The 12,309-nt window shown below is 51.8% G+C and carries 12 protein-coding genes; 8 read left to right on the top strand and 4 right to left on the bottom strand.

Going from position 1 to position 12,309, the window contains the following annotated elements:
• The first annotated feature begins 10 nt into the window (after window positions 1-10).
• Window positions 11-892 (top strand): glycoside hydrolase family 43 protein, encoded by an 882-nt coding sequence (locus KI379_RS11535; RefSeq protein ID WP_212983635.1) that lies wholly within the window; start codon window positions 11-13, stop codon window positions 890-892.
• A 510-nt stretch (window positions 893-1,402) separates the two neighbouring features.
• Here KI379_RS11535 and KI379_RS11540 read toward each other — a convergent pair.
• The 3 genes from KI379_RS11540 to KI379_RS11550 form a co-directional block, all read right to left on the bottom strand.
• Window positions 1,403-2,323, bottom strand: a complete 921-nt coding sequence (locus tag KI379_RS11540) for a nucleoside hydrolase (RefSeq protein WP_212983636.1) — start codon at window positions 2,321-2,323, stop codon at window positions 1,403-1,405.
• Window positions 2,324-2,908: 585 nt separating this feature from the next.
• Window positions 2,909-4,657: a methyl-accepting chemotaxis protein gene (locus KI379_RS11545; RefSeq protein WP_212983637.1), complete on the bottom strand. Its 1,749-nt coding sequence runs from the start codon at window positions 4,655-4,657 to the stop codon at window positions 2,909-2,911.
• Window positions 4,658-4,794: 137 nt separating this feature from the next.
• A complete protein-coding gene (locus KI379_RS11550) occupies window positions 4,795-5,583 on the bottom strand; it encodes an AraC family transcriptional regulator (RefSeq protein WP_179231958.1) in 789 nt (262 codons plus the stop codon).
• A 408-nt stretch (window positions 5,584-5,991) separates the two neighbouring features.
• Between KI379_RS11550 and KI379_RS11555 the strand changes: the two genes are divergently transcribed.
• Together KI379_RS11555 and KI379_RS11560 are read left to right on the top strand one after the other, a co-directional pair.
• Complete coding sequence (locus KI379_RS11555; protein WP_212983638.1) at window positions 5,992-6,435, top strand: DUF5348 domain-containing protein; 444 nt, start codon at window positions 5,992-5,994, stop codon at window positions 6,433-6,435.
• Window positions 6,436-6,544: 109 nt separating this feature from the next.
• Window positions 6,545-7,036 (top strand): GNAT family N-acetyltransferase, encoded by a 492-nt coding sequence (locus tag KI379_RS11560; RefSeq protein ID WP_306433686.1) that lies wholly within the window; start codon window positions 6,545-6,547, stop codon window positions 7,034-7,036.
• A 38-nt stretch (window positions 7,037-7,074) separates the two neighbouring features.
• Here KI379_RS11560 and KI379_RS11565 read toward each other — a convergent pair whose 3' ends face one another.
• On the bottom strand, window positions 7,075-7,545 hold the full coding sequence (locus KI379_RS11565) for a GNAT family N-acetyltransferase (RefSeq protein WP_076166176.1): 471 nt from the start codon (window positions 7,543-7,545) through the stop codon (window positions 7,075-7,077).
• A 240-nt stretch (window positions 7,546-7,785) separates the two neighbouring features.
• Here KI379_RS11565 and KI379_RS11570 point away from each other — a divergent pair, with 240 nt between their 5' ends.
• Genes KI379_RS11570 through KI379_RS11590 form a run of 5 tightly spaced genes read left to right on the top strand, consistent with a single transcriptional unit; the run spans window position 7,786 to window position 12,301 of the window.
• The gene (locus tag KI379_RS11570) at window positions 7,786-8,562 is read left to right on the top strand and encodes an ABC transporter ATP-binding protein (protein ID WP_212983640.1); all 777 of its coding nucleotides are present in this window, start codon (window positions 7,786-7,788) and stop codon (window positions 8,560-8,562) included.
• A gap of 36 nt (window positions 8,563-8,598) precedes the next feature.
• Window positions 8,599-9,408, top strand: coding sequence for an ABC transporter permease (locus KI379_RS11575; protein WP_212983641.1), 810 nt, complete (start codon window positions 8,599-8,601; stop codon window positions 9,406-9,408).
• Window positions 9,409-9,420: 12 nt separating this feature from the next.
• A complete protein-coding gene (locus KI379_RS11580) occupies window positions 9,421-10,338 on the top strand; it encodes an ABC transporter permease (RefSeq protein ID WP_212983642.1) in 918 nt (305 codons plus the stop codon).
• A gap of 32 nt (window positions 10,339-10,370) precedes the next feature.
• Window positions 10,371-11,972, top strand: coding sequence for an FAD-dependent oxidoreductase (locus tag KI379_RS11585; RefSeq protein WP_212983643.1), 1,602 nt, complete (start codon window positions 10,371-10,373; stop codon window positions 11,970-11,972).
• On the top strand, window positions 11,969-12,301 hold the full coding sequence (locus tag KI379_RS11590; protein ID WP_076166160.1) for a 4Fe-4S dicluster domain-containing protein: 333 nt from the start codon (window positions 11,969-11,971) through the stop codon (window positions 12,299-12,301). Before KI379_RS11585 ends, KI379_RS11590 begins: the two co-directional genes overlap by 4 nt.
• Window positions 12,302-12,309: the final 8 nt, after the last annotated feature.

Consider the following 12,309-nt stretch of genomic DNA (forward strand, 5'->3'; position numbering starts at 1 on the left):
AGGTCTTGCCATGAAAAGGAAAGAGATTCAGATTCGGGACCCGTTTGTATTACCCCTCCCAGAGGAAGGCAGATATTATTTATACGGGAGTACGGATGCTAACATTTGGGGGCGTGGAACCGGATTCGACGCCTATATCAGCAACGATCTGGAGGATTGGGACGGGCCGTACCCTGTATTCAGGCCCGGAGCCGATTTTTATTCCGATACGAATTTTTGGGCGCCTGAGGTTTATGCATTGCACGATAAATTCTATATGTTTGCCACGTTTCGCCGGCGCGACAACGGGCGTCTTGGCACGTCAGTTCTGTCGTCACCCGGTCCGCTGGGGCCATTCATGCCTCACAGCAGCGGCCCTGTCACTCCGGAAGCCTGGAGTTCACTGGATGGGAGCCTATTTATGGACCCAGAAGGGCAGCCATGGATGATCTTCTGCCACGAATGGCAGCAGGTCGGGGACGGTGAAGTGTGTGCGATGCGATTGAGCAGCGATTTATCCGAGCCGGCCGGAGAACCAATCACGCTGTTTCGGGCATCTGAAGCGCCGTGGACGACGCCCTACGAGTCGCCGCGATATAAGGAAACGGTCAATTATGTCACGGACGGCCCCTTTTTGTTCCGCGGCGAATCCGGCCATATATACATGCTGTGGGCCAGCTTTATCGACAACCGGTATGCGCTGGGTGTTGCGCGCTCGGCGACAGGGGGCGTCACCGGACCATGGATACATCAGCCGGAAGCACTGTATCGGAATGACGGAGGACATGGCATGGTATTCCGGAGGTTTGACGGTAAGCTTGTATTGACCCTCCATGCTCCCAACCGTACACCTGACGAGCGCCCGTTATTTCTGCGGATTGAGGAAGCAGAGGGATTCATTCAGCATCGCTGAAAATTGATGAATTCAATCATATGAAAGAAAGACTCCGCCAGTCATGCTGGCAGAGTCTTTATGAATGAACCCATTGAACGCGTTTGACGGTCCAAAAGGGGACGATGACAGGTTTACGGTCATTAGAAACGATAACGAATGTCCGGGGGTCGTCGGTTCTATGGCAAACTCCGGTATAGAACTCTCCGCTCACCAGATGAATCGTAATTTCTGTATTCGTTTCAGCTGCAGAAAGAATCATTTCCTTATTCAAATTGGAATGGTCACCCCCATACACAATCGTTAATCAACTATAATTAAACAGAATTCCGGAAATTAATCAAGATTTTTGTCGAATTATCAGAAAATCTTTGTACAATGTACATTCAACGGAGCCAGACCGCATTTAGCAGGTGTTTTTCTGGCGAATCTTGTGACCAGAGGCAGTCAAGTCCCGGATACATGTACTTTCATATATTTCAAAAAAAGAGCCGACTACTTCCTATCAAGGGAGCAGCAGCTCATAAGAAATTACTTCACTTCGGCAATCTTGTTGAACAGATCGCGGAATACGGCATCCCGGTTCACATGGTAAATATAACGGATCTGATGCCGCGTAGGGTCATTCACCCAACGGAAATCTTCGGAAATTCGCGGGCTGGGAACCCAAATGCTGGGGCAGGCTTCCGGAACAGCCAGCCAGGCGATGACAGAGATGTCCCAAATGACGCGGGAATACGCGTAATGATCCGGCGAACAATTCCGGTACGTGTCATAGAGATATTGTCCCAATACTCCCTTATGCTTCATATGGGTTTCCAGTTCCGAGAGGGTCGTCAGGAGATGAGATGCTGTTCCCATGCATGGGACGAGAACAAGAGGGACACCGCAGCCGAGCAGCAGCCTTGAGCCATGCAGATCCTGCGCGAGGTTGAACTCGCGCGTATCCGGCCAATGCAGCGAATGGCCGCCCAGCCATACGACGACGATCCGGTTGATAATCTCCGGTTCCAGCAGAATGGCCGAGGCCACATTCGTGATGGCTCCGATCGCAACGACATACAGCGGATCGTCCGGTGAAGAGGCCAGAGCCCGTTGGACCAAATCCCGTGCCGCATCGCTGTCCACAGGCACATCAGCGCCGGGAAGATAGCTCGCTGATCCCCGGTGAACGGGGATATCCTCCCGCTGGGCAAGCTGCCGGATTTTCAAGATCTCCTGGTAGCTTTTTTCCATACCGTCCAATGGGCTTTCCGACAGTTCGTTGTAAAAAGGCGCGGCATACAAGGCCTCAACAGTAACGCTGGTGCCTGATTTCATGGCATAGATGACAGCGAACTGATCATCGATTTCGTTAAAGGTGTCCGTATCCAAAACGATTCTTACCGGTCTTCCGGGATGCTGCAGCCGCCTGATTCGCTCATCGTCTGTGATCTGAGGAAATGTGGTCACGCTTTACGTCCTCCTATTCTCCACTGCATGATTTGGACTTCCAGCTTTAACCTCAATATATCACAGAAACGAAGGGCAAGTCGGTTAAATGCAGCTAAATTTTCAACTTTGTAGGTAACGGATCATCCCCGGAACTTACAAGTCTGTAAGATAGGTGTAAGTGAAATCAATAGGTGGCAAGCCGGTTCACATGTATACTTTGATTAAATAAGGAAAGGGAAAGTGAAGGTGAACCGTAATGGAAGACAAACAAGAAAACCATCTACTAAATATCGCACTTTACGTCATGCTTTTTATCATTCTGATTTCCTGCTTCGGGCGGCTGATCGATCACTCGGTCTACTTTGCTGAGAATGCTCTAGGTATGCTGGTACGAATCATGGAACGAATTTTATCCTTTTGAGTCCTAGAGATTGAATCATTTGAATCAATAATCTATAACTGCGAACTGTCGCAGCTTTTTTGTGCAGATCATTTTAAGGTGGAATAGGGATTGGGGAAATAGAAACGGGGGTCAGCAGGGCACGACATCTCCGTTAAAAAAGGGTAAGCCATTAGGCTTACCCTTTTTGCAGATGATTCGAGTTATACCCGGAACTTGCTGATGATTTGCGACAGGTTGCGCGCCATCGTCAGAAGCTGCTCGGAAGAGCTCGCGATTTCTTCCATCGATGCGAGCTGCTCCTCGGAAGAAGCCGCAACGCGCTGTGTTTGCATGGCGGAGGAGGTGGTGATGCGCTCCAGCTCTTCCAGCGAAGCCGCAATTTCCTCGCTGCCCGCGGACATCTGCTCCGAAGCGGCAGATACTTCCTGGACCTGGGCGGATACTTCGCGGATGGCCTGCACGATGGCCCGGAAACTGTCGCCGGCCTGCAGCGCGATCTGCGTACCCATGCGGGCCTCGTCGGAAGAACGCTGGAGGGAAGCTACCGCCTCATTCGTCCGGTCTCCGATGCCTTCGAGGATTTCTTTCACCTGCTCGGACGAATTTTTCGACTGCTCTGCAAGCTTGCGGATTTGCTGGGCGACCACAGCAAATCCGCGGCCGTGCTCGCCAGCCCGGGCCGCTTCGATGGAAGCGTTAAGGGCCAGCAGGTTCGTCTGGTTGGCCACATCCGCAATGAGGGCCAGAATTCCCCCGATTTGCCGACTCAGCTCTTCCAGCTCCCGCATGGTTCCAACGGGATCAGACAAATTGTTCTCAATCGTCTGCATCTGCTCCAGTGATTTCTTCATGACGGATTCGCCTTCAACCGCGCGCTCGGTCGTATTCGCAGCAAGATCCGAGACAACGCTGGAGGACTCGGCGATGCGCTGGATGCCCACGGCCATTTCAGACATGGCCCGCTGGCATTCCGTCGAGCTATGAAGCTGCGTCTCCGAATCGGCCGCGACCTGGCTGATCGCTTCGGTAATTTCGTTAGTGGCCTGCGCCGTTTGCTGGGCACTTTCCTGCATCAGCTTGGCTTCATCGGTAACTTCGCGGGAAGTATGCTGAACATTGCCAGCCAGCTCACGCAAACTCGAAACCATACTATTAAACGCATCTGCCGCTTGGCCGATCTCGTTTCTGCTTTTGACCGGGATACTGACGGTCAAATCGCCTTCGGCAGCCAATTGGGACACTTCCGCCAGTCGGCGAAGGGGTTTAAGGGCATATCGGACAGCAACCGATACGATAATGATGGCTGCGACGAGGAACACGGCTCCACCCGCCAGGCTTGTCCAAAGGATTTCGGAGAGGCGCGTCTGAATTCCGTCATAGTCGAAATCGATGCCGAAGACCGAGACGATGTTCCCTTGTTCATCTGTCACGGCTGAAAGATAGGTCACCCAGGTCCCCAACTCGTCGTCGTAAGGAACGGTTACGGCCGAGCCTTCTTTTATCGTCTGATCAAAAGCATGTTCAAAATAAGCAGGCATCACGTATTCCGTTCCCGGCTGCAGCATTTGATCATCCGGGCCCTGCAAATTCATAACGGCTCTGTTACCGTTGCGTTCCATTTTTTCTGTAGTCAGAATATAGGCGTTGCCAATGCCTTGGTCTTTGCTAACCATCGCCTTCAGCTGACTGCGAATGACCTGAAAAGGCTCCGTATCCGTCGGCTCATGATTAGCTACCGCTTTGGCAATCTGCTTCACTTGGCTTATATTGGTATCCAGCTGGGACTCAAGAACGCTTCCGAGCCCTTCAAACCGTTCCTGGAACAGACTTTTCTGCTCATTATAGGAGATCCACGTTTGAGCGCTGATCACGACGACGAACAGAACGGCCAGCAGCAGCGTGCTCAGCGCCATTAAACTCCGGAATCTAAATATCTTCTTTGATTTCACGTTTGTGCACCCTCTCGGATTGGAATAACCAATATATCGGTACCATGCACTCGTTTATTTAGTGGAGAAACCGGGGGGGACAGAGGTAATATATTCCACCCAGGAGGCGGTTCAGCATTCCGGATTTCTGACCTTTGTCATGACTTCGAAACGGCTGAAGGAGGATATCCTTTGATCGACTTAAATACGTTGCTGAAATACGATATATCATGGAATCCGCAGCGGTCCGCAACCTGGGTCACGGTGAAGCCTCCGGTGGATAAGAGCATTTCCGCTTGATTAATCCGGATCTGGTTCACATATTCCTTGAAGGAATATCCTGTGACTTGTTTGAACAATTTGCCGAAATAAACGGGGTTCAGGTTGACGATATCCGCCATCCCACTTAAATGCAGATCCTCCGGATAATGGTCGATAATATATTCGAGCACCTTGTTGACGCGTGGATCAACAGGGTGATGTCCGGCGCTGCGGTAGGTATTGGTGATGAGGACATGATGGACTATAAGCATAAACAGCGCTCTTGCATGCATGATATAGCCCGGATGCTTGCGCATCCACACCTGGGTGAACTGCTTGATGTAACCCAGGATTTCGCTCGTGATGAGGTTTTTCGTAACGGTCTGAAGTGGAAGCGCTTCCGATCTGCCGGGAGCAAGCCATTTGAAGTTGAATGCGTAAGAGTGCATGGGACAGTCCGTAAAGGTGTAAGCTTCGCGAACGCTGCCAACGGGTATATAAATCACATCCCCGGCTTCCACCGTATATTTAACGCCATTAATAAAATAATTGGATTTCCCTTCGACAACAAACGTCAAATCCTGAAAATTGATCGTCTGGCGAATAATTTCCCATTGTGGGAAACAGCGCCTGTCCACGAAGAAAACAACGTCTGGAACGAGATTTTGCAGCCTTTTCAAATCCATGCGGAATCCCCCTTGTTCCGTTTTATCCACATTCGGACGGCATGATGAAAACTATATTTAATAATTACAAATAATATTTAGTTGCTCTATGGATTCTAAAAATGGTTTACTTTTATAATAAGCATAGTTGTAATAAAGAAATTCAGTCATCATTAGTTATTGCAAGCCGGATTACAGGCTTATGAATGTGAAAATTCCTGTTTACTTGTTACAAACTTTATTATAGTTTAGTGGAGCATACTTGAGTACCATATCATGAATGGTGCGTTCGGTTCAAACCGTTTTTGTAAGCGATTACCGAATCGTTTAGCTCTCAGGCTTGCTGCGGTTGCTTGCCGGGCTTGTCATGTTCAGAAAACGTTTTTGGTGAGACAGCGTCAATAAATATTTTATGGATAAGGGGTTCGCATGACAAAGGATACGATGCTACAGGAACTATTAAACTTGGAAGCCCATCTGAAAGAAATTACCCATGGCCTTCGGCAGATTGACGGCACGTGGAGTGACCATTTTGACCCGGCTGATCCGGACGATATGTATCTGTGTTCGACATTCGCCAAAGTGGAAGACGAGCTATCCGCCGTCCGCCGCCTGATTCAAGGTATTGGGGCACGCGTGATTGCCCAAGGTGCCTTGATAAAGACCGCTGATGGACAGTATGCCATCGGAAACACGGGTATCATGTTAACTGCAGGTTCTGCCGTCGAGGTCTTGTTCCGCAGTTCGGAGCAAGATGCCGAATGGATTGAAAGCGGTGTCGAATTATACGGTGAGGAGTATGCATTAACGGGTTTTCCCAGACTTGACTTAGAGGGTCTAACGGTAAGGGTCAAGCAGTATCCCTCCGAATAGAGATCGGTGCGGTGTATAACACGCCCACGTTTGTCACGAGAAGATCGGATGTGCTAGAATGGCAGCAGCTTTAAGCACTGTGAATGAGGGGGCAGCGTGAGTGGAAGTTATGTTAACTCAAGTAAACACCGAAGAGGAGATTGCGGCACTGGCTGATCTGGCCTATGGGATTTGGCACGAATACTTTATCCGCATCATTACACGGGATCAAATCAAGTACATGGTCGACAAAATTCAATCGGTTCCCGCGATAACCGACCAAATTCAACATCAAGGAAACGAGTATTTCTTTATCAATGTTGACGGGGCTCATGCTGGATATATCGGAGTCAAGCAGGAAGAGGGCAAGCTGTTCCTGAGCAAATTGTACATTGCCAAGGAGTACAGGGGGCATGGGTACGCAAGCCGGGCTATGGAGTTTCTGACAACTCTATGCAAAGACCGGAGCTTAAGCGCCATTTGGCTTACCGTGAACCGGCATAACGACTCGACGATTGCGGTCTATGAGAAAAAAGGGTTTAAAACCGTGCGCACGCAAGTGGCCGATATCGGAAACGGTTTTGTCATGGACGATTATGTGATGGAAAAGCCGATCGTGTAAAACGAATGAAAGCACCCTGCGGGGTGCTTTTTTGCTGTTCACAGCGTCTTGATATACCAGGCGTCACAGGCAAAATGTTCGGTCGCGCTCAGCGGCTTGTCCATCGGAACAAACCCGTGCTTGAGATAAAATTTGTTGGCCGCCGTCATGTTGTGGAATGTTTCCAGGTAGCACTGCTCGTAATGCTCTTTGGCAAAATCGAGCGCAACCCGCAGCAGCTCCGCCGCGATCCCCGTTCCCCTGGCTTCTTGGCAGGCGTACATTTTCTGCAGCTCGCAAATGTGCGGGAAACCTGGCACAGGTCCAATGCCGCATCCGGCGGCAATACGGCCCTCATCTTCGGCCACCCAATATTTTGATCCTTCAGGGCGATATACGTGATAAAAGTTACCTAAATCGGGGTCGGCCCAGGCGGTTCCGGGCTTGTTCGCACCAAACTCAATCAAGCATGTCCGGATTAGCTGCTCGACCGGCTTATTGTCTTTTTCCTCGATTTCTCGGATGATCATGATGACAACCTCCATTACTGAAAACCAATCTACCGTACTATCATACGACCTAACTGGAGATTTTGTATACCCCGCTAAAAAGAGTGGATCAGAATTTTGAATTAGCAATTGAATTTATTAATCCCTACTTGTTGAATCGGATTTAGAATGATAAAGTGCTGTCATATATCCAAGTAAACGGGTAGGAAAATATCAATTTGGCTTGTCGCATCATTTGATTTCTAAAGGGAGGCAGAGCATATGGCGGAGACTTTGCTAAACATCACGGCGCTGAGTAAAAGCTTTGAAACAGCCAAAGGACGTGTTGAAGCACTGCACAAAGTGGATTTGAACATCCGGGAAGGAGAGTTCATCACGGTCATCGGTCCGAGCGGCTGCGGGAAAAGCACGCTGCTGCGCATCATCGCCGGGCTGGACGGACAGTATTCCGGCACCATTACACTTGGCGGCCAGAACATTACGGGACCGGGAATCGACAAAGGATTTATTTTTCAGGAGCATCGTCTATTTCCTTGGCTGACGGTGGAGAAAAATATTGCCGCGGATCTGTCACTGCGTGATCCCGGGGTTAGGCGCAAGGTCGATGAACTCATCGAACTGGTCAAACTTGGGGGCTTTGAAAAAGCCTATCCCAAAGAGCTGTCCGGAGGGATGGCCCAACGGGTGGCGATCGCAAGGGCGCTGCTGCGTAATCCCCGGGTGCTGCTGCTGGATGAACCGTTTGGCGCATTGGACGCGTTCACCAGGGCGCATATGCAGGATGTGCTGCTGGACATTTGGCGCAGAAATCAGACGACGATGATTTTTGTCACCCATGACATTGATGAAGCTGTATTTCTGGCCAACCGGGTCGTCATTCTCAAGCCGCGGCCGGGTCAAATCAAGAGCATCGTGCCGATCGATCTTCCCTATCCCCGGAAGAAAACGACTTCATCCTTTCAAGAGCTTCGGCTCCGCGTGCTTAAACTGCTGGATTCCCTGGATGAGTTAGAGCTTACGGATGGGGCAGGTATATAAAAATCTTGTACTCATGTCAGGAAGGCAGGTGATTGTATGAGTCATGAAATTTCAGCAGCAGGACCATCCCTGAGAGCGGGCCTCGGAAGGTGGAAGCTTCTCGGGCTGGGACTGATTCTGCCGGGAACTGTTCTTGTTTTGTGGCAGATCTTCGGACAGCTGGGGTATATATCCGATTTGTTGTTCCCGACGCCTCTTGTGATTCTGAAGGCCTTTGTCGGTCTCGCTCAATCCGGTGATTTATGGGATCATTTCCGGATCAGCGCCGTGCGGGCACTTGCAGGATTTGCGCTCGGGGGGAGCTTGGGACTCTTGTTCGGAATACTGGTCGGTCTGTTTGCGAAAGTCGAAAAGATGTTTGATCCTACGCTTCAAATGATCCGCATGATTCCGAGCCTTGCTGTCGTGCCGCTGTTTATTCTTTGGTTCGGAATTGGCGAGGAATCCAAAATTCTGTTGATCGCCAAAGGGGCCTTCTTCCCACTCTATATCAATACTTATCTCGGTATCCGTAATGTGGATAACAAATGGTTCGAAGTGATCCGTGTACTCGGGTACAGCCGCATCCAGCAGATCAGAAGGCTGGTGATCCCGGCGGCGCTTCCTAACATTCTCCTTGGAACCCGGTTATCGATCGGGTTATCGTGGCTGGGTCTGGTGGTAGCCGAATTGATCGCTTCGACTTCCGGGGTCGGTTATATGATGTCCGATGCCCGCCAGTTTGCCGATACGCCGGTCGTTTTCGTAGGCATTATCGTTTTTGCGGCCGCGGGACTCATTACGGATTATATCGTTCGGCTGGGGGAGCGCAGGTTGTTAAGATGGAAGGAAAGCTATTCCAGGTAAGGAGGTATTCAAATGAGCCTGCAAAGCGAAATACCGATTCCCCAAACAACGGTTAAACAAGATCTTGGTATCCATTCACCTCCACATTCAAATCCCGCGGGTGGGGAGGATGCAGTTAAGGTTACAGCGGATATCGTTCAAACGAACAGGCAGCCGAGGAGCTCCAAGAGATGGTGGGCCGATCTGTTATGGGCATCTATTATACCGGTTATGGTGGTGGTGTTATGGCAATGGGCAGGCGTCGCAGGCTGGATATCGCCCGAATTCATGCCGACGCCGTGGGTCATTCTGAAATCGTTGATTCATCTTATTGCCTCGGGTGATCTTACCTACCAGATTGGAGTGAGTATACAGCGCACGCTCCTCGGATTTGCGATCGGAGGCCTGCTTGGACTGGTGTTTGGATGTTTTACCGGTATGTTCCGCAAGGCGGAGTATTTGCTCGATCCCAGCATCCAGGTGCTGCGGCTGGTTCCACATTTGGCCATCGCACCCTTGATCATATTGTGGTTTGGCTTTGGCGAAACCTCCAAGATTGCCATCATCATTTCCGGTTCTTTTTTTCCCATGTATATCAATACATACGCTGGGATTCGCCAAGTGGACGGTAAATGGTTCGAAGTGGGCAGGGTCCTCGAATTCAAGCCGTATCAACGGTTCACGCGGCTGATTGTTCCTGGGGCACTGCCGAGCATCCTGCTTGGCGTCAGATTGTCGCTGGCTGTATCGTGGATCAGCCTTGTCGTTGCGGAACTCGTAGGTTCTACGGCCGGGATCGGTTTTATGATCAATGAAGCCAAGCAAAACTCGGATACCCCGGTTATTTTTGTCGGCATTCTGATTTTCGCGGTTGTAGGCAAGCTGATCGATTCGCTGGTTCGCCTGCTGGAGCGCAGGTGGCTTCATTGGCGTGATTCCTATCGTGGTTAAATCCAATTCCGAAAATATAGGAGGCGTGGCAAATGGCAATTCAGGAACAGGCGCAGCATTTGAAAACGGACGTATTGGTGATCGGCGGGGGACCGGCGGGCACTTGGGCCGCCGTTACGGCAGCCGCCAAGGGAGCCAGAGTGGTGCTTGCCGATAAAGGGTATTGCGGATCCAGCGGGGCAACGGCGCCTTCAGGCACGGGAGTGTGGTATGTGAAGCCGGATGAACGGCTGAGGGAAGAAGCCAAAGCCAGCCGCTATGACATGGGCGGAAGACTGGCGGAACACCGCTGGATGAACCGGGTGCTCGACCGCACCTATGCCAATATGAATCAGCTCGCAGGCTGGGGGTATCCGTTCCCGCTGGATGATGAGGGCAATCAGCACCGGCGCAGCCTGCAGGGGCCCGAATATATGCGCCTCATGCGCAAGGTCGTCAGGAAGGCGGGCGTGACGATTCTGGACCACAGCCCGGCGCTGGAGCTGCTGGCCGACGAGCATGGCGTGGGAGGTGCTGCAGGAGTCAATACGCAGACGGGTATTCCGTGGACGGTGGAGGCCGGAGCGGTTGTGATCGCCACAGGCGGCTGCGCCTTTCTCAGCAAAGCGCTCGGCTGCAACGTCCTCACAGGCGACGGATATCTAATGGCCGCTGAGGCCGGGGCAAATTTGTCCGGCATGGAATTTTCCAACGCTTACGCGATTTGCCCGACATTCTCGTCCGTGACGAAGACGGCTTATTACAGCTATGCCAGCTTCTATTATGAAGACGGCACGATTGTTGAAGGCGCCGGTTCCAAGCGGGGGCGTTCCGTGATTGCTCGTAATCTTATGGAAGGCCGGCAGGTCTTTGCCGTCCTGGATCAGGCGCCAGAGCACTTGAAGCCGCTGCTCCGGGTGGGCCAGACCAACTTCTTCTTGCCGTTCGACCGCCGCGGCATCGATCCGTTTACGGACCCGTTCCCGGTTACGCTTCGCCTGGAAGGGACGGTCCGTGGTACCGGCGGCATCCGGCTGGCGGATGAGCTCTGCGCAACCGATGTGCCCGGGCTCTATGCGGCGGGCGATGCCGCTACCCGGGAGCTGATTTGCGGCGGGTTTACCGGGGGAGGGAGCCACAATGCGGCTTGGGCTATGTCCTCCGGCTCCTTCGCCGGAGAAGGTGCGGCGGCCTACGTCAAGAAGCTGGGTGCCCATGATGGAAGCCGCAATTTAGAGCGAAAGTCTACCCAGCCCATCGTGGAGGAAGGCAAGGGCAGCGTTAAACCAAGCCGGGCAGCGGAATGGGTGCAGGCCGTTCAGGATGAGGTCAAACCTTATGACCGCAACCTGTTCCGGACCGGTGAGGTGATGACCCAGTCTTTGAACAGGCTGAACGGCTTATGGAACGAGCAGCGGGAACAGGCTATTGAGCACACGGTGGATGGCGTCAAAGCAAGGGAAGCGGCCGCCATGACGGCAACGGCCCGTTGGATGTACACATCCGCCTTGGCCCGGACGGAATCCAGGGGCATGCATAAGCGCAGCGATTTTGCCGGGATGGACGACAATCAGCACTACCGCCTGATCACTGGCGGATTGGACCAATTGTGGGTTCGTCCGGAACAAGTCCGTAAGGAGGTCGTCGTCCATTGATTGAAGTTATCAGTGAAAGCAAATGCATTGCCTGCAATCAATGCGTGTCCGTATGTCCTACCAACGTATTCGATCGCGTTGCTGACGGGATTCCCGTGATCGCCCGGCAAAGCGATTGCCAGACCTGTTTTATGTGCGAGCTGTACTGCCCTGTCGACGCCTTGTATGTCGCTCCGGAATCCGAGTCGGTCATCGGTGTCACGGAAAGCGAGCTGTCAGAACAAGGTCTAATGGGAGGATACCGGGAGAAGGTTGGCTGGGGGAAAGGCCGCAAGCCTGTCGCCAGTCACGAATATATGTATCAGCTGTCGAAGCGAAGCGGATTTTAATTATCGAC

Source organism: Paenibacillus cineris (assembly GCF_018333335.1).
GTDB lineage: Bacteria > Bacillota > Bacilli > Paenibacillales > Paenibacillaceae > Paenibacillus_AQ > Paenibacillus_AQ favisporus.

What these genes read in the sequence shown, in the direction of transcription:
- KI379_RS11535 (WP_212983635.1), top strand. Translation starts at nt 11, where the DNA reads ATGAAAAGGAAAGAGATTCAGATTCGGGACCCGTTTGTATTACCCCTC.
- KI379_RS11550 (WP_179231958.1), bottom strand. Translation starts at nt 5,583, where the DNA reads ATGGATTTGAAAAGGCTGCAAAATCTCGTTCCAGACGTTGTTTTCTTC.
- KI379_RS11555 (WP_212983638.1), top strand. Translation starts at nt 5,992, where the DNA reads ATGACAAAGGATACGATGCTACAGGAACTATTAAACTTGGAAGCCCAT.
- KI379_RS11560 (WP_306433686.1), top strand. Translation starts at nt 6,545, where the DNA reads ATGTTAACTCAAGTAAACACCGAAGAGGAGATTGCGGCACTGGCTGAT.
- KI379_RS11565 (WP_076166176.1), bottom strand. Translation starts at nt 7,545, where the DNA reads ATGATCATCCGAGAAATCGAGGAAAAAGACAATAAGCCGGTCGAGCAG.
- KI379_RS11570 (WP_212983640.1), top strand. Translation starts at nt 7,786, where the DNA reads ATGGCGGAGACTTTGCTAAACATCACGGCGCTGAGTAAAAGCTTTGAA.
- KI379_RS11575 (WP_212983641.1), top strand. Translation starts at nt 8,599, where the DNA reads ATGAGTCATGAAATTTCAGCAGCAGGACCATCCCTGAGAGCGGGCCTC.
- KI379_RS11580 (WP_212983642.1), top strand. Translation starts at nt 9,421, where the DNA reads ATGAGCCTGCAAAGCGAAATACCGATTCCCCAAACAACGGTTAAACAA.
- KI379_RS11585 (WP_212983643.1), top strand. Translation starts at nt 10,371, where the DNA reads ATGGCAATTCAGGAACAGGCGCAGCATTTGAAAACGGACGTATTGGTG.